At 73.2% G+C, this 24,877-nt stretch carries 20 protein-coding genes; 9 read left to right on the forward strand and 11 right to left on the reverse strand.

From position 1 onward, the window contains the following. Positions 1-160 precede the first annotated feature (160 nt). The 7 genes from IF651_RS16895 to IF651_RS16920 all read left to right on the forward strand — a co-directional run bounded on the left by IF651_RS16895 (position 161) and on the right by IF651_RS16920 (position 7,467). Positions 161-1,591 (forward strand): DUF7847 domain-containing protein, encoded by a 1,431-nt coding sequence (locus tag IF651_RS16895; protein WP_191830296.1) that lies wholly within the window; start codon positions 161-163, stop codon positions 1,589-1,591. Beyond that, on the forward strand, positions 1,588-2,238 hold the full coding sequence (locus tag IF651_RS16900) for a DUF4129 domain-containing protein (RefSeq protein ID WP_194720347.1): 651 nt from the start codon (positions 1,588-1,590) through the stop codon (positions 2,236-2,238). The genes IF651_RS16895 and IF651_RS16900 overlap by 4 nt, the downstream gene beginning before the upstream one ends. Then, positions 2,235-3,509 (forward strand): DUF4350 domain-containing protein, encoded by a 1,275-nt coding sequence (locus tag IF651_RS16905; RefSeq protein WP_338404033.1) that lies wholly within the window; start codon positions 2,235-2,237, stop codon positions 3,507-3,509. The genes IF651_RS16900 and IF651_RS16905 overlap by 4 nt, the downstream gene beginning before the upstream one ends. 134 nt (positions 3,510-3,643) lie before the next feature. Next, positions 3,644-4,699, forward strand: a complete 1,056-nt coding sequence (locus tag IF651_RS16910) for an AAA family ATPase (protein WP_191830316.1) — start codon at positions 3,644-3,646, stop codon at positions 4,697-4,699. Positions 4,700-4,706: 7 nt separating this feature from the next. Continuing rightward, the gene (locus IF651_RS16915; protein ID WP_191830297.1) at positions 4,707-5,999 is read left to right on the forward strand and encodes a DUF58 domain-containing protein; all 1,293 of its coding nucleotides are present in this window, start codon (positions 4,707-4,709) and stop codon (positions 5,997-5,999) included. 96 nt (positions 6,000-6,095) lie between these two features. Beyond that, positions 6,096-6,218 carry a hypothetical protein gene (locus IF651_RS18095; protein WP_277818687.1) on the forward strand — a complete coding sequence of 41 codons (123 nt, stop codon included), beginning with the start codon at positions 6,096-6,098 and terminating at the stop codon, positions 6,216-6,218. Between the two features lie 7 nt (positions 6,219-6,225). Next, positions 6,226-7,467, forward strand: coding sequence for a DNA glycosylase AlkZ-like family protein (locus tag IF651_RS16920; protein ID WP_191830298.1), 1,242 nt, complete (start codon positions 6,226-6,228; stop codon positions 7,465-7,467). Between the two features lie 10 nt (positions 7,468-7,477). Here IF651_RS16920 and IF651_RS16925 read toward each other — a convergent pair whose 3' ends face one another. After that, positions 7,478-8,467 (reverse strand): stage II sporulation protein M, encoded by a 990-nt coding sequence (locus IF651_RS16925; protein WP_191830299.1) that lies wholly within the window; start codon positions 8,465-8,467, stop codon positions 7,478-7,480. Positions 8,468-8,518: 51 nt separating this feature from the next. Between IF651_RS16925 and IF651_RS16930 the strand changes: the two genes are divergently transcribed. Next, positions 8,519-9,337, forward strand: coding sequence for an RDD family protein (locus tag IF651_RS16930; RefSeq protein ID WP_191830300.1), 819 nt, complete (start codon positions 8,519-8,521; stop codon positions 9,335-9,337). Here IF651_RS16930 and IF651_RS16935 read toward each other — a convergent pair. The 8 genes from IF651_RS16935 to IF651_RS16970 form a co-directional block, all read right to left on the reverse strand. Further along, positions 9,222-10,595, reverse strand: coding sequence for an acyltransferase family protein (locus IF651_RS16935; RefSeq protein WP_191830301.1), 1,374 nt, complete (start codon positions 10,593-10,595; stop codon positions 9,222-9,224). The genes IF651_RS16930 and IF651_RS16935 overlap by 116 nt on opposite strands. A 151-nt stretch (positions 10,596-10,746) precedes the next feature. Continuing rightward, positions 10,747-11,406 (reverse strand): response regulator transcription factor, encoded by a 660-nt coding sequence (locus IF651_RS16940; RefSeq protein WP_191830302.1) that lies wholly within the window; start codon positions 11,404-11,406, stop codon positions 10,747-10,749. A 38-nt stretch (positions 11,407-11,444) separates the two neighbouring features. Beyond that, positions 11,445-12,938: a sensor histidine kinase gene (locus IF651_RS16945; RefSeq protein WP_191830303.1), complete on the reverse strand. Its 1,494-nt coding sequence runs from the start codon at positions 12,936-12,938 to the stop codon at positions 11,445-11,447. Between the two features lie 85 nt (positions 12,939-13,023). Then, on the reverse strand, positions 13,024-14,304 hold the full coding sequence (locus IF651_RS16950; RefSeq protein ID WP_191830304.1) for a hypothetical protein: 1,281 nt from the start codon (positions 14,302-14,304) through the stop codon (positions 13,024-13,026). 83 nt (positions 14,305-14,387) lie between these two features. Continuing rightward, on the reverse strand, positions 14,388-15,953 hold the full coding sequence (gene ahcY / locus IF651_RS16955; RefSeq protein ID WP_191830305.1) for an adenosylhomocysteinase: 1,566 nt from the start codon (positions 15,951-15,953) through the stop codon (positions 14,388-14,390). Between the two features lie 192 nt (positions 15,954-16,145). Then, positions 16,146-17,075: a glycine betaine ABC transporter substrate-binding protein gene (locus IF651_RS16960; RefSeq protein WP_422110502.1), complete on the reverse strand. Its 930-nt coding sequence runs from the start codon at positions 17,073-17,075 to the stop codon at positions 16,146-16,148. A 51-nt stretch (positions 17,076-17,126) separates the two neighbouring features. After that, positions 17,127-18,041, reverse strand: a complete 915-nt coding sequence (locus IF651_RS16965; RefSeq protein ID WP_191830306.1) for an ABC transporter permease — start codon at positions 18,039-18,041, stop codon at positions 17,127-17,129. Further along, positions 18,041-19,303, reverse strand: coding sequence for a betaine/proline/choline family ABC transporter ATP-binding protein (locus tag IF651_RS16970; protein ID WP_191830307.1), 1,263 nt, complete (start codon positions 19,301-19,303; stop codon positions 18,041-18,043). The genes IF651_RS16965 and IF651_RS16970 overlap by 1 nt, the downstream gene beginning before the upstream one ends. 554 nt (positions 19,304-19,857) lie before the next feature. Here IF651_RS16970 and IF651_RS16975 point away from each other — a divergent pair. Beyond that, positions 19,858-21,219, forward strand: coding sequence for a hypothetical protein (locus IF651_RS16975; protein ID WP_191830308.1), 1,362 nt, complete (start codon positions 19,858-19,860; stop codon positions 21,217-21,219). Between the two features lie 86 nt (positions 21,220-21,305). Here the strand turns inward: IF651_RS16975 and IF651_RS16980 are convergent, their stop codons facing one another. Both IF651_RS16980 and IF651_RS16985 read right to left on the reverse strand, forming a co-directional pair. Continuing rightward, positions 21,306-23,270: a sunset domain-containing protein gene (locus IF651_RS16980; protein ID WP_191830309.1), complete on the reverse strand. Its 1,965-nt coding sequence runs from the start codon at positions 23,268-23,270 to the stop codon at positions 21,306-21,308. Positions 23,271-23,559: 289 nt separating this feature from the next. Further along, entirely contained in the window at positions 23,560-24,621 is a 1,062-nt protein-coding gene (locus IF651_RS16985) for an NAD(P)H-dependent glycerol-3-phosphate dehydrogenase (RefSeq protein ID WP_191830310.1), read from the reverse strand. Positions 24,622-24,877: the final 256 nt, after the last annotated feature.

The following is a 24,877-nucleotide window of genomic DNA, read 5'->3' on the forward strand; positions in this document are numbered from 1 at the left end:
GGACATGATGCCATCGCACGCGGCGGGCACCCGCGCCGTCACGCCGTCGGTGCGGGTGAAGCGGTCCCGCGCGGGCCCCGGGCCTCGTACTAGGGTGGCCTCGCCAGCGGGCCGAGACCCGGGACCGACGCAGGACCGACCGACAGCGGGGACAGGAACGATGAGCACACCCGACCCGTCCGACACCACGGACGAGTCCGCCCGCACCCCTCAGGGCGGGCGGGGCGGCCAGGGGGCCACCGACCCCACGAGCGCACCGGCGGGGCCCGGGCCCGACGGCGGCTGGGGCCAGCCCTCGTTCGGGACGCCCGGGTACGGACCGGCGTCGTCCCCGGGCGCCCCGCCGCCCCCGGCCACGCAGGACCGGCCCGTCGACCCCCAGCAGCCGCACCGTCCGCCGCCGCGCTACGGCCAGTACGCCTCGGGGCAGGGCCAGTCAGCACCCGCAGCACCCGCAGCACCGGCGTCACCACCCGCGTACGGGCAGCCGCAGTACGGGCAGCCCCCCGCCCAGCAGCACGGGCAGCCTTCGGCCCCGCAGTACGGGCAGGGCCAGTACGGGCAGGGTCAGTACGGGCAGCAGGGTCAGTACGGGCAGGGCCAGTACGGAGGCCCGGGAGTCGCTCCCGCGGGGTTCGCGGGCGCCCCCTTCGCCCCGCCGGTCAACAAGCCGGGCATCGTCCCGCTGCGCCCGCTGACGCTCGGCGAGATCTTCGACGGGGCGTTCGGGGCGATCCGGCACAACCCGCGGGTGATGCTCGGGATGAGCACGCTCGTGGTGGTCGCGGCGACGATCGTCGGCGCACTGCTCGGCTACGCGTTCTCGGGCTACGTCGCCGACGCGTTCCTCTCCATGCCGACGGAGGCCGGCCTCGGCGGGATGGAGAGCGAGTTCGCGACCCTCTACTCGACCACGATCGGCACCGGCCTGACCACCGCCCTGGCCACGCCGATCGTCAGCGGGCTGCTGACGGTCTCGATCGGCCAGTCCGTGATCGGGCGTCGGGCGAGCGTGCACGAGGTCTGGAGCCAGGTCGGAAGCCGTGCGTGGTTCCTCATCGGCTGGGCCCTGCTCCAGTCGCTCGCGTTCGGCGTCCTCATCGTGGTCGTCGTGGTCGTGGCCGTCGCGGGCTTCGCCGTCGACCCTGCTCTCGGCGGCATCCTGACCCTCGTGGGCATCCCGGCCTACCTGGCCGCGGTGATCTGGCTCGGAGCCCGCACGGGTCTCGTCCCTCCCGCGCTCGCGCTCGAGGGCAAGCCGTTCTGGCAGACCGTCGCGCGCGCGTGGCGCCTGACGCGCGGCTCGTTCTGGCGGCTCGTCGGGATCTACGCCCTCGCGTACGTCGCGATGTACATCGTCTCCCAGATCGTCGTCACCCCGTTCAGCCTCGTCGGCGTGGTCGCGCTCACCGGGGGGCAGGCATTCGTCGGGAGCCTCGTCGTGACCCTGGGGGCTGCGGTCGCGACGATCGTGATGTCGCTCTTCCTCGGGAGCGTCGTCGCGCTGCTGTACATCGACCTGCGGATGCGTCGCGAGGGCCTCGACGTCGAGCTCGCCGCCGCCGCGGCGAGCGAGCAGCGCCCCGCATGACCGTGCCCGGCCTGCGGGGGGACGTCCCGGTCCAGCCGGGTGCGGACGAGGCACGACGCTGGCTCGTCCACGAGCTCGCGAAGCCGGAGTACGCGCAGGACCCGTCGTTGCTGGAGCGGTTCCTCGACTGGTTCACCGGCCTGTTCGACGGCGCGCCCACGCTCGACCTGCACCGCGGCCTGGCCGCGCTGGCCGTCGTGGCGGTCGTGGTCGTCGTCGCGGTCGTCGCCTACCGGGTCGCCGGTCCGGTCCGGCTGTCGCGCAAGGGCGCGCCGTCCGCCGTCGTGCTCGACGAGGACGACCGCAGCGCCGCGGAGCTCCGGGCCGCCGCCGACTCCGCCGCGGCGGCCGGCGACTGGGCCACGGCCGTGCTGGAACGGTTCCGCGCCGTCGTGCGGTCGCTCGAGGAGCGCGCCCTGGTCGAGCCCCGGCCCGGGCGCACCGCGCGCGAGGCCGCGGAGGCCGGCGGGGACCGGCTGCCCGACGTCGCCGCCGACCTCACCACCGCCGCGCACCTGTTCGACGACGTCTGCTACGGCAAGCGCACCGTCGGGCCGGACGCGGACGCCTCGCTCCGCGCGCTCGACGCGCGCGCGGCCGCGACGCGGCCCACCGCGCGTGCCGGGCTCGCGGGAGTCGCCTCGTGAGCGCCCCCGCACCCCCGAGCGCGCCGACCGCGGGGCAGAGCCCGACCACGGGTCCCGGACCCGTGACGACGCTGCGCACGCCCGTCGTCGGCGACGGCACCACCGCGTCCTCGCGCGCACGCTCACGCTGGCGCCGGGCCCGGTGGCCCGTCCTCGTCGTGGTCGCGCTGCTCGTGCTCGCCGGTCTGTCGGCGATCGCACGACCCGCGACGTCCAGCACTCCCCTGGCCCCGGACAACCCCGAGCCGCCGGGTGCGCGGGCGCTCGCCGAGGTGCTGGGCGACCGGGGCGTGGACGTGGTCTACGTGCAGACGGTCGCCGACGCCGTCGCCGCGGCCGAGGCCGACGAGCCCACGACGCTGCTCGTCGCGCAGGGCGACTACCTGCTGCCGGAGCAGGAGGACGCGCTCGTCGGGACCGGCGCGGACCTCGCCCTCGTCGCGCCGTCCGACCACCTGCTCGACCTCGCGACCGACGGCGCCGCGCAGCTCTCCTACTCCTGGGGCAGCTCCGAGACCGCCCGCCCCGCGGGCTGCGACGACCCTGCCGCGCAGGCCGCGCAGGAGATCCGCTCCGACGGGGTCGGGTTCGAGGCGACGGGGACCGGCGACGTCACGCTGTGCTTCGCCGCCGCCGACGACCCCGACGTCGCGGCCTACCTCGCGCACGAGGGTGACGGTCGCACGGTCCGCGCCCTCGACACGTCCACCATCCTGCGCAACGACTCGATCGCCGACGACGGCGGGGCCGCCCTCGCGCTGTGGACCCTCGGGGCGAACGAGCGGCTCGTGTGGCTCGTCGCCGACCCCTTCGACATGTCGTTGTCCGGCGAGGGCGAGGAGGACGGCGTCGTCGCCGCGTCCCTGCCCCCGTGGGCCGGCGTCGCCGCGCTCCAGCTGCTCGTCGTGGCCGTCGTCCTCGCACTGTGGCGCGGACGACGGCTGGGTCCGCTCGTGACCGAGCACCTGCCCGTCGTGGTCCGGGCGTCCGAGACGACCAGGGGCAGGGGCCGGCTCTACCGCCGTGCCGGTGCGCGCGGTCACGCGGCGGCAGGGCTGCGCGCGGCCACGGCCGACCGCGTCGCGTCGCGCCTCGGCCTGCCCCGTTCCGCGGAGGCGACCACGCTCGTGGACGCCGTCTCCCGGGCGACCGGGCGACCCGTCGAGCAGGTCACGCACGTCCTGTACGGTCCACCACCCGCCGACGACGCGTCGCTGCTCGAGCTCGCGCGTCTCCTTGACCAGATCGAGAGCGAGGTCCACCACTCGTGACGCAGCCACCCGAGGGCCAGCACCCCCAGCCCGACCGCTTCGCCCCGCAGCACCAGCCCGACGCCGGGCGCAGCGCGCCGCTGCTGCCGCCCCAGCCGCGGGACCAGGTGCCCGCCGGTCCGCCGCAGGACCAGGTGCCCACCGGCGCACCGGCGTACCAGGACGCGACCCGGCAGACGGCACCCTCCGCACCTCCCACGCCTCCCGCGGCGCCTGCCCCCTCGACCCCGCCCGCGCCCTCGCTCGAGCTCCGCCAGGCGCTCGCGAACGTGCGCGCGGAGGTCGGCAAGGCCGTCGTCGGGCAGGACGGCGCCGTGACGAGCCTGCTCATCGCGCTGCTGTGCAAGGGGCACGTGCTGCTCGAGGGTGTGCCGGGCGTGGCGAAGACGCTCCTGGTGCGCACGCTCGCGGCGTCGCTCGACCTCGACACCAAGCGCGTGCAGTTCACGCCCGACCTCATGCCGGGCGACGTCACCGGCTCCCTCGTGTACGACGCGCGGACCGCCGAGTTCTCGTTCCGCGAGGGACCCGTCTTCACCAACCTCATGCTCGCCGACGAGATCAACCGCACGCCGCCCAAGACGCAGGCGTCGCTGCTCGAGGCGATGGAGGAGCGACAGGTCTCGGTGGACGGCACGCCACGCATGCTGCCCGACCCGTTCCTCGTGATCGCGACGCAGAACCCCGTCGAGTACGAGGGCACGTACCCGCTGCCCGAGGCCCAGCTCGACCGTTTCCTGCTCAAGCTCGTGCTGCCCCTGCCCGAGCGCGAGCAGGAGGTCGAGATCCTCGCGCGGCACGCCGCCGGGTTCGACCCGCGCGACCTCGCGGGCGCCGGTGTCCGACCCGTCGCCGGACGCGACGTCCTGGACCGCGCCCGCGCCGAGGTCGCCCAGGTCCAGGTCGCGCGCGAGGTGCTCGGGTACGCCGTGGACGTGTGCCGTGCGACACGGCACTCGCCGTCGTTGTCGCTGGGCGTCTCGCCCCGTGGGGCGACCCTGCTGCTCGCGACCGCGCGCGCGTGGGCCTGGCTGTCCGGTCGGTCGTACGTCACGCCCGACGACGTCAAGGCGCTCGCGCACCCGACGCTGCGTCACCGCGTGCAGCTGCGGCCCGAGGCCGAGCTCGAGGGCGTGACCGCCGAGAGCGTGCTCGACACCGTCCTCGCGTCCGTCCCCGTCCCCCGCTGAGGCCCTCGTGGCTCTGACGTGGCGCGCCGTCGTCCTCGCGGCGCTCGGGATCGTGCCCGTGCTGCTCTGGCCCGTGCCCGGGACCGTGCTGGTCTGGGCGCTCGTCGTGGTGGCGGTGTGCGCGCTCGACGTGGCGCTCGCGGCGTCCCCGCGACGCGTCGCGGTCGAGCGGCGGGTCGCTGCCGCGGTCCGGCTCTCGGAGCGCACGAGCTCGCGGCTGACGCTGACCAACGTGGCGCCGCGCCGGCTGCGAGCGCTCGTGCGGGACGCCTGGTCACCGTCCGCGGGCACGGTGTCGAATCGCCACACGGTCGACCTGCCGCCCGGCGAGGCGACGCGGGTCACGACCGTGCTCGTGCCCACGCGGCGCGGGGACCGGGTCGCCGACAAGGTGACGATCCGGTCGTTCGGGCCGTTGCGGGTCGCGGCCCGGCAGGCCTCGCTCGACGTGCCGGGTCACCTGCGCGTGCTCCCCGAGTTCCGGTCCCGTCGCCACCTGCCGAGCAGGCTCGCGAGGCTGCGCGAGATGGACGGGCGCTCGGCGGTCCAGGTGCGCGGCGAGGGCACCGAGTTCGACTCGCTGCGCGAGTACGTCATCGGCGACGACGTGCGCTCGATCGACTGGCGCGCCTCGGCCCGGCGGCACGACATGGTCGTGCGCACCTGGCGACCGGAGCGGGACCGGCGCGTGCTGATCGTCGTCGACACCTCGCGCACGTCCGCCGCACGGCTCGGTGACGAGCCCCGCCTGGACGCGAGCATCGAGGCCGCGCTGCTGCTCTCCGCGCTCGCGGGCCGGGCCGGCGACCGCGTCGAGCTGATCGCCTACGACCGCACCGTGCGGTCCCGCGTCGCCGGCGCCGCGGGTCCCCGGCTCATGCCCGCGATGGCGGACGCCCTCGCCCCGCTCGAGCCCGCCCTGCTCGAGACCGACTGGTCCGGCCTCGTCACCGCGGTGCACGAGCGTCTGAGCCAGCGCGCGCTCGTCGTCCTGCTGTCCACGCTCGACGCCGCGGCGATCGAGACGGGGCTGCTCCCCGTCGTCGGGCAGCTGACGTCCACGCACCAGGTGGTCCTCGCCGGGGCGGGCGACCCCGAGGTGAGCGCGCTCCGGTCCGACCGCTCGGGGACCGCCGAGGTGTACGACGCGGCGGCCGCGGCGCGCGGCGAGATCGAGCGCGTCGCGGTGACCACGGTGCTGCGCCGACACGGCGTCGAGATCGTCGACGGCCTCCCGGACGAGCTGGCCCCACGCCTGGCGGACACGTACCTGGCGCTGAAGGCGGCAGGCCGCCTCTGACCCCGACGTCGTCAGCACCCGGTGAGCCCCGGTGCTGACAGGGACTCGGGGTAGGGTCGGCGCAGCGTCCACGAACACCGACTCCTGGAGATGCCCGTGGCCTGGCAGCCGACCGACCCGCGCGACCGCGAGCGCAGGACGCGCCGCACCGCGATCATCGTGGTCGCGGCCCTGCTCGCGACCTTCGTCATCCCCGTGCTGGCGATCCTGCTCTCCTGAGCCGGCCGTGGCACCCACGACACCGACTAGTCCGAGCGCCGGGCACCGGTACGGACCGCGGCTGACCCTCGACGACCTGAACCGTGCGCTGCTCGCGCGCCAGCACCTGAGCACCCGGGCGGACGCGACGGTGCTCGACGAGGTGCGGCACCTCGTCGGCCTGCAGTCCCAGGTCCCGTCGTCGCCGTACCCGGGGCTGTGGTCCCGCCTCGCGTCGTTCACGACCGACGACCTCGGCGACCGCCTGCTGGACCGCAGCGTGGTGCGCCTCGGCACGCTGCGCGGCACGGTCCACCTCGTGGCGGCCGACGACGCGCTCGAGCTCGCGGCGCACGCGCGTCCTGCGATGGCCGCGCACCTGCGGTCCAGGAACCAGCACGGGACCGCGCTCGCCGACGTCGACCTCGACGACCTCGAGCGCGCGGCCGAGGACCTCCTCGCCGAGCCGCTCACGTCGGTCGAGCTCGGGCGCCGCCTTGCCGCCCGGTGGCGCGACGTCGGCCCCACCCAGCTCGCCTACGGCGCGCGCTGCCTCCTGCCGCTCGTGCAGGTACCGCCGCGGGGGCTGTGGGGCGCGAGCGGTCCGGGCACCGCCACGACCTGGACGACGGCGGACGCCTGGCTCGGCCGGTCGCGGCACGACCTGGACGGCGTCGCGCACGGCACCGACGCCGCGGCCGTGCTCGCCGCGCGCGTGCGGCTCGTGCGGCGCTACCTCGCGGCGTTCGGCCCGGCGAGCGTCGCGGACGCCCAGCGCTGGGCCGGTCTGACGAGGCTGCGGGCCGCGTTCGACCGGCTGCGCCCCGAGCTCGCGACGTTCACCGGCCCGGGCGACGTCGAGCTGTTCGACCTGCCCGACGCACCGCGGCCGGGCGGCGACGCACCGGTCCCGGTGCTGCTCGTCGCGGACTTCGACAACCTCGTGCTCGCCCACGCCGACCGCGCACGCGTCCTCGCAGACCTGCCCGTGCAGCGGGTCGTCAGCATCAACGGCCAGGTCGCCGCGACCGTGCTCGTCGACGGGCGCGTGACCGGGTCGTGGACCTGGACGGTCGAGCGGGCGGCCGGCGACGCCGTCGTGCGGGTCGAGGTGCGACCGCTCGCGCGCCGCGACGGCGGTCACGAGGGACCGCGGGCGCCCGCCGGGGCGCTGCGGGAGACGGACGTGCTGGACCAGGTCGTCGAGCGCGCCGCGGACTGGTCGCGGGTCGCCGCGCCGGGTGCGACGCCGCAGGTCGTCCTCTCGTAGCGCGAGGGCTTCAGGCAGCGACCGGTGCGACGTCGCCCGCGTGGTCGGCGGTGAGGTCTCCGGTCTCCCCCGCCCGGGCCGCGCGGCGGCCGAGCACGATCGTGTAGACCCAGAAGCCCGCGAGGGCGATCGCGCCGATGACGATCTTGAGCCACCACGGCATCGTGGAGCCGGTGACGAAACCCTCGATGACGCCGGAGATCGCGAGCGAGATGATCAGCCCGATCGCGACGGTCACCAGGGACCGTCCTTCCTGGGCGAGCGCTCGACCGCGCGGCAGCGGCCCGGGTGCGATCCACGCCCAGCAGATCCGCAGCCCGGCGGCGCCGGCGACGAACACCGACATGAGCTCCAGCAGGCCGTGCGGCGCGATGAGGGTGAGGAACAGCTCGAGCTCGCCGTGCGCGGCCATCATGCCGCCCGTGGCCCCGACACCGATGGCGTTCATGAGCAGCACGTATGCGGGATAGACGCCCGTGATCCCCAGACCGATGCACTGCGCCGCGATCCACGCGTTGTTGGTCCACACCACGGTCGCGAAGTCGAGGCCCGGGTCGTAGTAGGACGCGAACGCCTCGTCGACGTACTGCTCCTGCGCGCTCGGCGGGCCCATCGACGCGAGACCCTCGGGCGTCGTGGCGACCCACACGCCCGCCACGACCGCGACCGTCAGGCACGCGGCGGTGACGCCGACCGACCACCATCGGATCCGGTAGAGCGCCGCGGGCAGCGAGACCACGAGGAACCGCACGACGTCGCGCCACGCCGGCTCGTGGGCGCCGGCGATGCGGCTCCGTGCCCGGGCGAGGAGGTCCGAGAGCCGCGTGATGAGGACCGGGTCCGGGGCGACGGACCGGACCGTCGACAGGTGCGTCGCCACCGTCTGGTAGAGGCGCACGAGCTCGTCCGCCTCCGCGCCGTCCAGCAGGCGCCGCTTGGTCAACGTCTCCAGGCGGTCCCACTGCGCGCGGTGCACGTCGGTGAAGGCGTCGAGGTCCACGACCGATACCCTGCCACAAGTGATGTGCCGCACGAGAACGGGAGGGCGCACGTGCGCGAGGGAATCCTGATCGGTGAGGGCGTCGTCCTCGACGCGAGACCGGCGTCGTTCGCGACGCGGATGCTGGGCGCGCTCCTCGACGTGCTCGCGATCTGGGTCGTCCTCATGCTCCTGCTCGTCGTGACCTCGCAGTCGCTGGACTTCATCGACCCCGACTTCGGACCCGCGATCGTGATCGCGGTCCTCGCGCTCGTCATGGTCGTCGTCCCCACCACGGTCGAGACGCTGACGCGTGGGCGCTCGCTCGGCAAGCTCGCCCTGGGCGTGCGCATCGTGCGCGACGACGGCGGCCCCGTCCGCTTCCGTCACGCGTTCCTGCGAGCCCTGGTCGGCATCGGCGAGCTGTGGCTCACCCTCGGCTCGGTCGCCCTCGTCGCATCGCTCACGAACGACAAGGGCAAGCGGCTCGGGGACATGGCCGCCGGCACGTACGGGATCCGCGTGCGCGGTGGGAAGGGGACGCTCGCACCGCTCGTCATGCCGCCGCACCTGCAGTCGTGGGCCGCGCGCGCCGACATGCGGCGCCTGCCCGACGGACTGGCCCTCGCGTCCCGGCAGTTCCTCTCGCGCGTGAACCGGCTCAACCCGGCGTCGCGCTCGCGCCTCGGGCAGGACCTCGCGGCGCAGGTCGAGAGGTACGTCGCGCCCGGTCCCCCGCCCGGCACCCACCCGGAGGCGTTCCTCATGGCGGTGCTCACCGAACGTCGCGACCGGGACTGGACGACCGCGCGCCGCGCTCAGGACCGCGCCGGCGAGCAGGCCGAGACGCTGCACCGGCTCCCCTACTCGGTCCCGGACCCCGCGCGCTGAGCCGCCCCGGACGACGTGGGCGCCCGCCCCGGTCCTCGAACCGGCCGACGACGCGCACGATCCCCACGAGGGCGAACGCGTACGCGCCGAACCACAGAGGGCGGCTCGCCCACCAGTCCGCGGAGCCCGGGTCGGGCAACCGCGTGCCGAGGCCGACGAGCACGGACGCGACGACCGCGATCATCGCGGTCACGTGCCACAGGTAGACCGTCATCGAGCGGGCCGCGACCGCGGCCACGACACGCCGTCCTCGACCCCGGGCCCACCGCACGAGCAGGTCGCGCGCCGCGAGCGCGAGCGCGACGAGCGCGACCGCGTGGAGCAGGACGGGCGCCGTCGGGGGGCCGAGGTTGGACATCGCCTCCCCGGGCATCCCGATGAGCGAGGCGGGGTACGGCCCGACGACGACCAGGAGCGCCGCGACCGCGAGGGCACCCGCCGCGACCGCGACGAGCACCGCGCGGCGCGGCAGCACGGCCACGGGGACGATGCGCCCGCGCCGCACGACGCGCAACCCGGAGCGCGCATCGGCGTACAGCAGGCCGATCGCGTAGGGCACGGCCCACACGAGCACGACGTCGACGAGCGCGAGCCGCTCGAGACCGGCCCCGAACCGCAGCGCCTCGACCGCGAGCGGGACCGCGGCGAGCACCCCGGCCCCCCACCACCCGGTGGCGTGCAGGGTCCGGCGCAGCGAAGGCGTGAGCGCGACGAGCACGACGTAGACGCCGAGGAACCACAGGAGCTGGGGAGCGAGTAGCGAGAGGGTCAGCACCGCGTCGTCGGGCAGCCCGGTCGCGAGGAGCACGGCGACGACGACCGCCCACGCTGCGACGAACACCCCGACGGGACGTAGGAGCCGGGTCACGCGCCGGGCGACGAGGGCGAGGCCGGACGGGGCCGGTCCGCCCGGGACGCGTTGCAAGCCGTACGCGGCGGACGCGCCGGCCGCGAAGAACAGGAGTGCGAGCACCTGCAGCACCCACGTCACGACCCAGCCGTGGCCGTGCGCGAGCGCGTTCCCGATCTCGAGGTGCCGGCCGTCCCACGTCGCGTCGGCCATGAGCCAGTGCACGGTCACGACGCACACCGTCGCGACGGCGCGCACGGCGTCGACGAAGACGTCGCGGGCCGCGCGACCCGGCGGCGTTCCGGGTGGCCCCGCGGCGGGTTGCCCGACGGCGGCGCGGGTGCCGGGACCGCGGGCCGTCGTCGCCGGCAGGACGTGGTTGCGGGGCGGGTCGAGCAGGGCGGTCACGGGGGGCTCCTCGGTCGGTGGGAGCCGGAGTCGTCCGGCTCCCACCAGTCTCGAGAAGTGCCCTCTGACCTGGAACGGGACCGTCCCCCGCGTGGTCCGGGGTCAGCCGCCGGCCGTCGGGGGGCTCTCCCCCGCGCCCGACCGCCGCCCGTCAGACCTTCAGGTAGCGGAGCACCGCGAGCACCCGTCGGTGGTCCCCCGCGTCCTGCGGGAGCCCGAGCTTGCCGAAGATCGACGTGACGTTCTTCTCGACCGCGCCGTACGAGAGGAACAGCGCCTCCGCGATCGCCGAGTTGGACCGCCCCTGCGCCATGAGCTCGAGGACCTCGGTCTCGCGCGGCGTGAGGCGCGCGAGACCGTCGTCCGACCGCGAGGCGCCCATGAGCTGGCTGACGACCTCCGGGTCGAGCACGGTCTGCCCCGCCGCGATGCGCTCGAGCGCGTCGACGAACTCGCTCACGTCGGCGACGCGATCCTTGAGGAGGTACCCGACGCCCTGCGCCCCGCCCGTGAGCAGCTCGCTCGCGAACCGCGTCTCGACGTACTGGGAGAACAGCAGGACGCCGAGCCCCGGGTAGGCCGCACGCAGCGCGAGCGCGGCACGCAGCCCCTCGTCGGTGAACGACGGGGGCATGCGGATGTCGACGACGGCGACGTCGGGCAGCGCGTCGTCGGCCGCGAGACGCGCGACCGCGGCGACGAGCGCGTCGCCGTCACCCGCCGCCGCCGCGACCTCGTGGCCGCGGCGCGTGACGAGCGCGACGAGCCCGTCGCGCAGGATGGCCGAGTCCTCGGCGATGACGAGCCGCATCGGGGTCCTTCCGGTCCGGTCGGGTGGCGCGCCCATCCTCACACGTCCGTGGGCAGCAGCACGGTCACGACCGTGGGTCCGCCCACCGGGCTGGACAGCTCGAACGTCCCGTCGACGGAGCGCACGCGCTCCGCGAGCCCCGCGAGCCCCGACCGGTGACCGTCGGCACCGGGCTGGACGACGCGCGCGCCGCCCTGCCCGTCGTCGCGCACGCGCAGGCGCAGGCGCGCCCGGTCACGACGACCGCCGCGCCCGCCCGGAGCCGTGCCCTGCCGCTCGACGAGCACGTAGACCCCGCTCGCCCGCGCGTGCTTGACGGCGTTCGTCACGAGCTCCGCGACGCAGAAGTACGCGATCGACTCGACCGCGGGCGCGAGGCGGCCCGACGCCTCGACCGCGGGGTCGACGTCGACAGTGACCGGGAGCGGCGTGCGCGCCGCGAGCGTCTCGAGCGCGACCGCCAGGCCGTTGTCGAGCGCGGGCGGGTGGATGCCGCGCGCGAGCTCGCGCAGCTCGACGAGCGCCTCCTTCGTCGACGCGTGCGCCTGGTCGACGAGCGCGAGCGCGTCCGTGGGCTCGGACCCGGAGGCGAGCTGCTCCTTCGCCTCGCCGAGCTGCATCGCGACCGCGACGAGGCGCGCCTGCGTGCCGTCGTGCAGGTCGCGCTCGATCCGGCGCAGCTTCGCGTCGCCGTCCTCGACGGTGCGGCCGCGCGACTCCTCGAGGTCGGCGACCCGCAGGCTCGCGAGGGTCGGGGCGAGCAGCGCGACGGTGAGCACCCGGAACAGGTAGGTGACGGCACGCGTCACGTGGGGCCACACCCACAGGAAGACCATCCCCACGAGGACGAGGCCCAGCTGGCGCACCGGTGTGTCCACGAACCAGTCGGTGCCGAACGACGCGCCACGGTGCCACGACCCGTCGCTCGTCTGCTGCAGCGGGAGGAACTGCGACCAGAACCAGTGCGTCGTCGCGCCGAGCCCCACCGCGAGGAATGCCGTGCTCACCACGAACCCGGTGATCGCGAGCGGGAACGTGACGAACAGGAACAGCAGCGTCCGCCACCCCGTGGCGTCCCCGAGCCCGCCCCAGAGCGTGCGCCAGAAGCCCCGCGGGCGCACGTACGGCGAGGGGGCCGCGACGTCGGCGCCCAGCATGGACCGGACCATCGACCGGTACATCGAGCCCCAGCCGCGCCCGCCGAGCACCAGCGCGCTCGACACGACGAGCCCGACCACCGTCACCCAGATCCCCGCCGTGAACGAGACGGTGAAGACCGTGTAGGCGAAGGCGAAGGGGGCGAGCAGGAGCGCGAGCCACAAGAAGCCGTACCCGCGCCACGTGCGGCCGGCGAACGGCGCGCGCAGGAACGCGACCGGCTCGTGGCGGTCCACGACCCGCGGGTCCCGGCGGGTGCCGGCAGGACCGGTCGCGCCCGGCACGCCAGGAGCCGGGGAGTCCGGGGCGGTACCCGACGGCGTGTCGTCCGGGCGGGGCACGGCGTCCTGCTGGTCAGAGGTCACGGCTGTCATGGTGACAGTCTGGCCGGGCGTGCGCGGGACGAACAGGGTGCCGTCCGCCGAGCGCGGTGGGGACATCCCCCGCGCGGGCCGGGCCTCAGGCCGGTCGGTCCACCAGCTCGTCGGCGGAGTCGGGTGCCGGCCCGTCGTCCGGGGTGCGGCCGCCCGACCAGACCGACCAGACGACGACGGCCACGACCAGGACGACACCGATGACGGTGAGCCACACGCCCTGGCTGCGCAGCGGACCGGTGATCCGGTCGAAGACGACGCCCGTGGCGTCGTCCGCGACCGAGGGCGGCAGCGCGGCGAGGTACTTCCCGCGACCGAACGCGATCGCACCCACGAGCAGCAGGCCGGCCGCGGCCCAGGTGCCCCCGACGAGCGCGGTCCCGCGGCGTCGGGCCGGGGCGATCCACACCGCGAGCGCGCCGAGCGCGACCACGACCCACGGCAGCCACGCTGCTGCCCGGGCCAGCCAGGCCACCCCGTTCTGCACCGCGGAGAGCTGGGGGAACTCGCCGACCGCGATCTGCGGGTCGACCGCGGGGATCGACTCCGCGAAGGAGAAGCCGCGGTCCTGGAGCTCGGCACGGACGTCGTCCACCACGGGACCGAGGCTCAGGTGCACGACGCCGTCCCGCGACACCTCGACGACGTCGCCCTCGCCCGTGACGACGTAGACGACGGCGCGGTGTCCCGCCCGGTTGGCGTTGTTCCACACCGCGACGAACGCGTCCGAGTCGACGACCCGTGTCACGATCTTGCGCACGAGCGACTCGACCTGCCCGTAGATCACGGGGGCCAGCGCCGCGGCGGCGGCGTCCGAGCGCTGGGTCGCCTGGCCGGACAGGATCGGTCGCTCCTCCGGGTCGATCGACGCCGCGACGCCGTCGAGCACCGACGCGGTCATCGTCTCGACGTCGATCCGCTCCATGACCTGGTCCGTCACGACGTCCACGACCTTGCCCCTGACGGACTCGTCCTGGGCGAGCGGACTGACCATCGCGACGTACCGGTCGGTGTTCAGGAGCGTGCCGTCGGCGTACCGGGCGACCACGGCCGCGATCGCGAGGACACCGCTCAGCACCAGCACGAGGCCGCACGCGGTCCACTGCACCCACCCCGGCACCCGCGACCCCGACCGCTCCCCGCGACCCGGACCCGTCCCCGAGTCCGGGCCTGTCCCCGCCTCCGGGCCCGTCCCGCCCGCGCGGGCTCTCGCCGCTGCCGTGTACTCGGGCTCGCCCACGAGCTCCTGCTCGTCCGCGCCGGACGGCTCGCCGGGGTGCTCCGTGGCCGTCTCACCGGCCGCGTCGGCGTGCTCCGCGGCGCCGGCGGACCCCGCGGCGTCGTCCTTCGGGTCGGTGCTCGGCATGCTCGGCACTGTCACGCTCCATCCGTACGTCGGGGTCTGGGGGCGAGAGTACGACCCCGGGTCACGGCGCGCGCGCCGACCCGTCAGTAGCGGTAGTGCTCGGGCTTGAACGGCCCCTCGGCGGAGACGCCCAGGTACTCGGCCTGCGCCGCCGAGAGCGTGGTCAGACGGACGCCGAGGGCGTCCAGGTGCAGGCGCGCGACCTTCTCGTCGAGAACCTTCGGCAGGCGGTAGACCCGCTGCTCGTAGGCGCGTGCGCCGTCCCCCGACGGTGCCTCCACCGCGTCGCGGTACAGCTCGATCTGACCGATCACCTGGTTGGAGAACGAGTTGCTCATGACGAACGACGGGTGCCCCGTCGCGTTGCCCAGGTTCAGCAGGCGCCCCTCGGAGAGCACGATGATCGAGCGGTCGCCACGGTCCGTCCCGTCCGGCCCGACGCCGGCCGGGAACGTCCACTCGTGCACCTGCGGCTTGATCTCGGTGCGGGTGACGCCGGGCAGGTCGGCGAGACCGGCCATGTCGATCTCGTTGTCGAAGTGGCCGATGTTCCCGACGACGGCCTTGTCCTTCATGGCCGCCATGTGCGCGGCCGTGACGACGTCCTTGTTGCCCGTCGTCGTGATGAAGAAGTCCGCCTCGTCGAGCACGTCCTCGATGCGCGCGACCTGGTAGCCGTCCATCGCGGCCTGCAGGGCGCAGATCGGGTCGACCTCGGACACGATCACGCGTGCGCCCTGGCCGCGGAACGCCTCGGCCGCCCCCTTGCCGACGTCGCCGTACCCGGCGACGAACGCGACCTTGCCGCCCATGAGGACGTCCGTGGCGCGGTTGATGCCGTCGGGCAGCGAGTGCCGGATCCCGTACTTGTTGTCGAACTTCGACTTGGTCACCGAGTCGTTGACGTTGATCGCCGGGAACAGCAGCTCACCGGCCTCGGCGAGCTGGTACAGGCGGTGCACGCCCGTCGTGGTCTCCTCCGTCACGCCGTGGATGGCCTGGGCGACCGCGGTCCAGCGCAGCGGGTCGGCGTCGAGCGCGCGGCGCAGCACTGCACGGACCACGTTCATCTCGTGCGTGTGGTCCGGCTCGCCCGGCAGCGTGTCCGGCGGGACGACGCCCGCGCGCTCGTACTGGAGCCCCAGGTGCACGAGCATCGTGGCGTCGCCGCCGTCGTCGAGGATCATGTTCGGCCCCGACGCGGCGCCGTCCGCGGCCGGCCAGACGAGGATCTGCTCCGTGCAGTCCCAGTACTCCTCGAGAGACTCGCCCTTCCACGCGAAGACCGGCACCCCACGCGGGTCCGACGGCGTCCCGTCCGGCCCGACGGCGATCGCGGCGGCGGCCTCGTCCTGCGTGGAGAAGATGTTGCAGCTCGCCCAGCGGACCTCGGCGCCCAGCGCGGTGAGGGTCTCGATGAGCACGGCCGTCTGGACGGTCATGTGCAACGAGCCGGCGATGCGCGCGCCCGCGAGCGGCTGTGCGTCGGCGTACTCCGCGCGCAGCGCCATCAGGCCGGGCATCTCGTGCTCGGCGAGGCGGATCTGGTGGCGTCCGGCCTCGGCGAGGCTCAGGTCGCGGACCTTGTAGCGGCCGGGGACCTCGTCGAACCCGGGCGTCGAGGTGGGAGCGGTGGCGGTCGAGGACATGGTTCTCCTGTGCTGTGGGTGCTCACGGTCGAGTGGTGCGCTGGGGGCTCCCGTCCGCGCCGTCGGCGGCTCTCGCCGCCGCACCCTCAGGGTACCGACGCCTGGCGACCCCCGCGCCGCCTGCCCGGACGGCGAACGCCCGCCCCCGGCTGCTGCCGGGGACGGGCGTTCGTGATGTCTTCCGAGAAGGGCTCAGCCCTCCAGCGCGGGAACGACGTCGGGGTACTCCTCGAGCCACGCGTCGACACCGGCTGCCGGGTCGTCGGGGTGCTGGTTGACGACCTGGTCCTCCAGCGCGCCGTACTGCTCGTCGTCCAGCGCGATCTGCCCGATCCAGTCGGCGACGTCCGGGTACTCCTCGGAGATGCCCTCGGTGCCGAGGAAGTGCAGACCCTCTGCCTCTCCGAGCGCACCCTTCGGGTCCTCGAGATCCTTCACCGGGTAGGCCGAGTTCGCCCAGAACGGACGCCACAGCGTGACGAGGATGTCCTCCTGGTTCTCGGTGGCCTTCTCCAGCTCGGTGAGCATGGCCGTCGTCGAGGACTCCACGAGCTCGTAGCCTGCCTCGTCGAGACCGTAGTCGGGGATGACCGCGTCCTTGGTGATGTCAGTCAGCCCGGCGCCCGGCTCGATGCCGACGATCTTGCCGTCGAACATGTCGACGTTGTCCGCGAGCTCGTCGATCGAGTCGATGTCGGTGTACTCCGGCACCGCGAAGGTCAGCTTCGCGTTGTCGTAGTAGGTGTCGAGGTCCTCGATCTGGTCGCCGTACTGGTCCATGTACTTCGCGTGGGTGACCTCGGGCCAGGCCGACGGGTAGATGTCGACGTCGCCCCTGGACAGGGCCGTGTAGAGCAGCCCGGCGTCGCTGATCTCCTCGTGCTCGACCGTGTAGCCGGCCTCGTCGAGGAAGTGGTCCAGCAGGTAGGCGGTGCTCAGGCCGTCGGTCCACGACGGGATGTAGCCGAGCGTGATGGTCTTGTCGCCACCACCGTCGCCGTCTCCGCCGTCGCCGGCGGTGTCGTCCCCGTCGCTGCAGGCGGCGAGCGTGAGGCCGAGCGCCGCGGTGGCGGCCACGGCCACGCCCTGACGCATCCGACGGTTCGTTCGGAGGGTACTCATGGGTGATTCCTTCCCTAGGGATGTCTTGCAGAAGGTCTGGACGGGGCGACGTCAGCCGACGTCGACCAGCACGGTCTCGGCCGCGGCGCGACGGCTGCGCACCATCGCGACGAGCGAACGTCCCGTGGGCTGGCCGATGGCACCGGTGAGCCGGTCCAGGAAGATGGCGAGGATGACGACCGCGAGCCCGGCCTCGAACCCGAGCGGGACGTCGAGGCGGGAGATCGAGGTCACGACCTCCTGGCCGAGGCCGCCGGCCCCGACGAGCCCGGCGATGACCGACATGGACAGCGCGAGCATGATGACCTGGTTGACCCCGGCCATGATGGTCGGCAGTCCGAGCGGGAGCTGGATGCCCCACAGGATCTGGCCGCTGGTGCCGCCGAACGCCTCGCCCGCCTCGACCGTCTCCGAGTCGACCTGCCGGATGCCGAGCTCGGTGAGCCGCACGCCCGGGGGGAGCGCGAAGATGATCGTGGCGCAGACGCCGGGGACGACGCCGATGCCGAAGAAGATGACCACGGGCACCAGGTAGACGAACCCCGGCATGGTCTGCATGAAGTCGAGCACCGGACGGACCGCCGCGCTGAACGTGTCGTTGCGCGCGGCCAGGATGCCCACCGGGACGGCGATGAGGAGCGCGATGAGCGCGGCCACGATGACCAGCCCCAGGGTCTCCATCGCCGGTTCCCACATGTCCATGCTGACGACGAGGAGCGTGCCGAGGAGCGTGAAGAGCCCGAAGCCCCACGAGCGGACGAGCAGGGCGAGAAGGGTGAACAGCACGACCATGACCAGCGCCGGCAACGCCAGGAGCGTGTCGGTGACCGTCTCGACGAGGAACAGCAGGCTGGTGCTGATGGCGTCGAGCACGGGCGAGAGGTTGTCGTAGATCCAGTCGATGGCGCTCTTGACGCCGTCGCCGATGTGCAGGTCGGGGAGGACGGAATCGGTGCTGGTGGACATCAGACGGCTCCTGCCTGGTCGAGAGCGGACTGGCCGTCGGCGGCCACCGGGGCGTCCTCGACCGCGTTCGGGTCCGGGACCTCCTCGACGGCGTCCGGGACGGAGAGCGCGCTCAGCAGCGTCACCCGGGGGATGACGCCCTGGAGGCGCCCCTGCTCGTCGACCACCACGAGGGGGGCCCGGCTGGACGCCGCGTCGGCGAACAGCTCGACGAGCGGCGTGTCCGGCGTGACGCGGACGATCTCCGTGCTCACCGGCAGCCGGTCGACACCGCGCTTCACGGCGTCGGCGACGGCCTCCTCCCAGACCACGCCCTCGACCGTGCGGTTTCGACCTGTCACCAGCAGCGCGGGGACCTGGTTCTCGCGCATGAGCTTGTGCGCTGCCTTCGGGCCGGTCTCCGCACCGACGACCGCGACCGGGCGCTCCATGACAGCGCTAGCCGTCAGCACCCGGCTCCGGTCGACGTCCGCGACGAACTGGGCGACGTAGTCGTTGGCGGGCTCGTTGAGGATCTGCTCCGCGGTGCCCACCTGGACGATCCGGCCGTCGCGCATCATCGCGATGCGGTCGCCCAGTCGCATGGCCTCGTTGAGGTCGTGGGTGATGAACAAGATCGTCTTGCCGAGCTCCGCCTGCAGCTCCAGGAGCTGGTCCTGCATCTCCTTGCGGATCAGCGGGTCCAGCGCGCTGAACGCCTCGTCCATCAGCAGGACGTCGGTGCCCGCGGCGAGCGCACGGGCGAGCCCGACGCGCTGCCGCATGCCGCCCGAGAGCTCCGACGGCATGGAGCCGCCCCACCCCTTCAGGCCGACCATTCCCAGCGCCTCGTCTGCGCGCTGCTCGCGGTCGGCCTTCGACACGCCGCGCAGCGCGAGCGCGTACGCCGCGTTCTCGCCCACGGTGCGGTGCGGCAGCAGGGCGAAGTGCTGGAACACCATGCTCACCTTGGTGCGACGGACCTCACGCAGCTGCGCCGTGGACAGGTGCGTGACGTCCTGCCCGTCGATGCTGATGCTGCCGGCCGTCGGCTCCAGGAGCCCGTTCACCGTGCGGATCAGGGTGGACTTGCCGGAACCGGAGAGCCCCATCACCACGAAGATCTCGCCCGGGGCCACCTCGAAGGTGGCGTCGATGACCGCGGCGGTCAGACCTTCACGGCGCAGCTTCTCGCGGTCCGCACCCTCCTTGAGCATCCGGACACCGCGTTGGGGGCGACGACCGAAGATCTTGGTCAAGCCGTTTGCCTCGATGGCTGGCACAATTCTCCCGTGCTCGGGGACTGGGACATGCGCCGGGGGTGCGCTCGCTGGGGCACCCGGGGCACGGACGCTCGACTGCTCGTGGCGCTGAGGCCCGGAGTCGGTCGTCACCTACTTCCTCCGACGGTATGACCCTGCTTTCGCAACGATCCGCGCAAAAGGGGCAAAGCGCAGCAACATCTTTACCATGCTGTGACACTCGGTATCACGCGGGCCACCGACCGCGGGTCCGGGTCGCGCCCTTTCGGGCAGAGCTCTCCGTCAGGTGTTCCCGTGGTGCCGCGCCGGACCTACGGTCGGACGAAGGCGTCTGCCGTGCGCCGCTCTTCACCCGCGACGGGAGGTCCGACGTGTCGGAGGAAGCCGCACCCAGGCCTGCCCGGACCCCGCCGGCTCGACGGGCCGCGCGCGCAGAGATGGTCCGCACTCCCCCGGCGACCACCCCGGGCGCCATCCGGACGGTCGACGCCGCACGGGTCGCGTCGGCGGCTCCCTCCGCGCCGTTGCACCTCGCCTCGATGCCGGCGCTCCAGCGGCAGGCAGGGAACGCTGCCGTGACGAGCAGGATCGCCGTCCAGCGAGACGTCGCGTCCCTGCCCGCCGGGAAGCAGTACCCGGCCACCCGGGGGACGGTCGTGGCGATCCGCGCGCTGCTCTCGGCGTCGGTGCGGACCATCGCGGACGTTGATCAGCGGGCCGCGGCGGCGGAGCGGCAGGCCGCGGACGACAAGACGCTGATCCACCCCATCATGGTCGCCGGCGCCTCGCTGCACAGCGGCAGGCCACCCGTCGGGGCGATCACGACGTGGGCAGAGGTCGATGCCGCGCTCTTCGCCTTCTGCACCGAGGTCTCGGCGCGAGCGACGGGTCTCGGGCGGGAAGCGATCCGGGCGGGCGACGCGCCCGCAGCCTCCGTGTTCCTGCGCACCGCCGACCGTGCGCACGACCTCGCCGCGTCCCATCGGCAGGCCGCACCCGCGCAGCCACCGGCTCTCACCCGTGCGGCGCCGACGCACGGGAAGTCGACGCTCGCGACGGCCACGACGGTGCTCGACGCGGGCAACAACGCGCTGGCGCTGCCCGTCACGTCGACCGGTCTCGCGCTGGCGCCGCCGCTCGCCCTGGCCCCGACGGGGGCGGTGGCGGTCGGCGCGACCGTCGCAGGCACCGGCGGGGGCGGGCTCGGCATCCTGTTCGGACTGATCGGCGTCGGGATGGGAGCGAAGGCAACGTACCGGGGCCGGACGTCCTGGAAGGAGCTGCGGGACCTCAGCGCGCGCCTCGGCGGTCTGGACGACGACGTGCGCAGCCACCTCATGGCGGGGATCGCCGATCACGGTGCCGCCCAGAAGCGGCGCAAGATGTGGGGCGGCCTGGGCGCGATGTCGCTGGGGAGCGTCGCCATGATCGCCGGCGCGCTCTCGATCGCCGCCGCGCTCACCGCCGGCATCACCGCCGGCACCCTGGGCATCGGTGCCGCGGTGATCGGGATCGCGGCCGCGATCTTCGGGCTCGGCCTGCTGATCGGGCGGTGGGTGCACAAGCGCAACAAGCGCAAGAAGTGGCAGGACACGGCCGACGCCGGGGCAGCGAAGCTCGTGTCGTCGGCGGGTCAGACCAAGGACGCCGTGCTGCGCACCGAGGCCCGGGCGACGATCGCCGCCCTCGGCCTGGACCCGACAGCGGACGCCGGGCAGCTGACGGCCGACATCGCCCGTGTGCTGCACACCGAGGTGACGTCGGGGCGCAAGCTCATCGCCTTCCAGGTGCTGCACTACCTCACCTCGGGTGTGCCGAGCGAGTCGGTCCAGGCCGGGCTGGTCCTCGAGGCGCTGCACGTGGACCCGGCGAAGGTGCTCACGCTCTCACGGGACGCAGCCGTCGGGGAGATCGCGCGCAAGCTCACGCACGGCTGAACCCCGGTGCCCGCCCGCGGGCGCGGACAGGATGTGCGGCATCGACGGCGACCCGCTGAACAGAAGGGTCGGGCGGGGCCCGGGCGTCAGCCGTTCTTCGAGGGACGGTAGCCAGCGGCTCGAGCAGCCCCGGTGGTGGTGAAGCACTCCTCGGGCTTCGTCCGGTCGTACCAGCGCCCACCGGGGACGTGGTAGATCATGCTGCTGGCGTTGCCCTTGACACGAGCCCACGACGGGCAGTTCCACGTGCTCGCCGGCGACGTACGGCTCGGACGCGGCGCCGCCTTCACGGCCGCGGTCTTCGCGCTCGCGCGATACGCGGTCACGTACGTGGACCGCTTGCCCGTGACCGTGACCGTGATTCGCTTGCCCTTGTCACCCGACCTGACCTTGAAGGTGGACCTCGTGGCGCCGCTGACGGACCTGCCGTCCACCTTCCACTGGTACGAGAACAGGGGGGTCGGCGACCACGAGCCGGGCGATGCCTTCAGCGTCTTGCCTACCTGCACCGTCCCGCTGATCTTGGGAGCCGCGGTCCGGGCGAACTTCGTCGCGACAGCCACGGTCGAGCTGCTGGTGACGCTCCTCGTCGCGTAGCCCGTGGCCCGGCCCGTCACGGTGACAGTGATGCGCTTGGCGTGGTCGTTCTTCTTGAGCACGTATGTCGACTTCGTCGCGCCACTGATGCTCTTTCCGCCGGCCTTCCACCGGTACGAGACTGCACCCTTCGGCGCCCACGATCCGGCCGTGACCCGGAGCGTCGAACCCACCCTCGCGGTCCCGGTGATCTTCGGCGTAGGTGCCGAGAACGTGCCCGCTGCCACGGCCTGGGTCGCGGCACTGGTGACCGAACGCGTCGTGTAGCCGACGGCCTTCCCCGTGACGGTGAGGGTGATCTTCTTGCCGTGCAGGCTCGACGGCACCGTGTACGTCGAATGCGTCGCGCCCTTGATCGCGGTGCCGTTCGCCCGCCACTGGTAGCTCACGCTCGGCTTGGGCGTCCAGGTACCCACCGATGCGGTCAGCTTCTTGCCCACCTGGGCCGTACCGGAGATCTTCGGGGTCGCCGCCGACAGCGCGCCCGCACCCACCGTCACGGTTGGGCTCGTCCTCTCGGCGTCGGGGTGGAAGGCCGCACTCCCGGTGACGATGACGCCGATCTCGTGACCCAGGTCGGCCGGCGCGGGCACGTAGGTGGGTCGGGTCGCACCTGCGACGGCAGCTCCGTCACGGGTCCACCGATAGCTCAGCGTCGCCCCGTTCGACCAAGCTCCTGGTCCGGCGGTGAGGGTCGATCCAATCCGTGCTGAGCCCACGATCGTCGGCACGGCGCCGGACAGGACGCCGGTCACGGCCGCTGTCGGCGCGGAGGACTCGGTACGAGGAAGGTGGCTGCTCTCGCGCGAGGTGACGGTCACGACGATCGCCGCACCCAAGTCTGCTGACGTCACTACGTACTCGGACGCATCGGCCCCCACGATCGGAGCGCCGTCGCGACTCCACTGGTACGACAACGACCCCACGGGCAGCCAGGTGACCGATGCACGGAGCCGCTCACCGACGACCGCAAGACCGACGATCGCCGGCGCCGCCCCCTGGACGGCGCAACGCTCCACCACCGAGGTGGCGACCGTCGTGACCGTGGTGGGCTGCGCGCCCGGGTCCGGGACGGTGCCAGTGACCCGCGCGGAGAGAGAGGTACCGACGAGGTCGGGCCCGATCTCGAGCGTCTGACCCGACCTGCCGTCGAGCACCGAGGAGTCGGCGAACCACTCGTAGGACAGAGCCACGTCGTGCGGCTGCCACGAGCCCGGCACGACGCTCAGTGACTCGCCGACACAGGGCTGCCCCGCGATCGTCAACGGCTCGTTCGGCGCCTGGACGACCCTCGCCTCCGGGACTGCGATGTCCGCCCGGATACCCGCGGGAACGCGCGCGACACCCGCAGCCGGCAGCGCCGCCGTAGGGGCCAGCACGAGCGCGGCGAGGATGGTCAGCACCAGTGCGCGATGGCCGGTCGCGGACGCGCGGGGAGATCGGGGGACGGACATCTCGGCTCCGGTCTAGATTTTATCGACCACGATGGTCGGGGATCTGAAAGATAGGGCATGCGAAGCGCCCTGTAATCACCCCGGTCGGGGCCCTGGCCCCGGCGCTGGTGGCGAATGGGCGGGCTTCTGCTGATCTCGCGATGTGCACCATCGCCGAACGCCGCAAACTTCACCCGCCGCGCCGGTTCCCTACCATCGACGGCTCCGAGGGTCTCAGTCCGCCACCATCGAAGAGCTGCCCGACGCGGTGGCAGTGGTGGCCCCCCTCCACGCGCGCGGGTCGCACCGGTCAGCGTGTCACCGTGCGTTCGGCGATCAGTGGCCGCGCAACGAGCGACCGGGCCATCTCATCGACCGAGAGCCCCTTGTAGAGCACGTCCACCACTCCCGACGTGATCGGCATGTCCACCCCTACGGACAGCGCCAGGTCGAGGACCGACCGGGACGACTTCACGCCTTCAGCAGTCGTGCCAGTCTTCACGACGGCGTCCTCAAGGCTCAGGCCCTCGCCGATCAGACGGCCCAGTCCGTGATTGCGGGACGATGGGGACGTACAGGTCGCCACCAGGTCCCCCATACCCGCGAGGCCAGAGAAGGTGGCGGTGTCGGCGCCCAGCGCGAGACCGAGTCGAGTGATCTCGACAAGGCCACGGGTGATGATCGTCGCCGTCGTGTTATAGCCGTGGCCTCGGCCCTGCGCCATTCCGACTGCCAGAGCGACCACGTTCTTGACCGATCCGCAGAGCTCGACTCCGATGACGTCGGAGTTGGTGTAGGGACGGAAGTAGTCGGTCGTGCACGCGCGCGCGACCGTGCGCGCAGCACGAAGGTCAGTCGAGGCGACCACCGTGGCGGTTGGTTGCCGCTCGGCGATCTCACGCGCAAGATTCGGGCCGGAGACGACGACTATGCGATCGGCGGCAACGCCGAGCGCCTCGCCGAGCACGACGCTCATGCGTTGATCGCTCGTGAGCTCGATCCCCTTCATGAGCGAGACCACGAGTGTTCGTGGATCGAGATCCAGGTGCATCTCCGCCAGTGCGTTCCGGACCATCTGGGAAGGGAGTGCGACCACCACGATCTCCGCACCCTCGGCGACCCACGTCTCGTCCGTCGACGCCTCGATCGAGGAAGGCAGGTCGATGCCTGCAAGATACCGCGCGTTGCGGCCGGCCGAGAGCTCTTGTGCGGTGGCGCGGTCCCGGGTCCAGATTCGCACCGAGCAACCTGCATCCGCCAGGACCGCGGCAAAAGCAGTCCCCCAGCTTCCACCTCCGAGCACGGCGACCCTGGTGGACCGCACGAGCGCACCGCTCACTGCCTCGAACTCCATCGTGATGTCACCGCTCATGATGCCCTTCCTCGCACGCTCACCCCCACATGCACGGGGACGGAATCATCCCAGGTCTTCTGCCGCTCTCCCGCGGGATACCGCTCTCGTTGAAGGCAGCGTACGGGCTGGACCGAGCTCTGTGGGCGGGGTCAAGCCCCTTGGAGTGGTGTAGCGCTGCGTGATCTTTGTTGGGGTCAGGCGCTGAGCTCGAGCATGGGGTCGGGGTTCACCTCGATTCCCGGATCGGTGACGGTCGTGAGGCGGCATCTGGTGA

This window comes from Cellulosimicrobium arenosum (assembly GCF_014837295.1).
GTDB classification, from domain to species: domain Bacteria; phylum Actinomycetota; class Actinomycetes; order Actinomycetales; family Cellulomonadaceae; genus Cellulosimicrobium; species Cellulosimicrobium arenosum.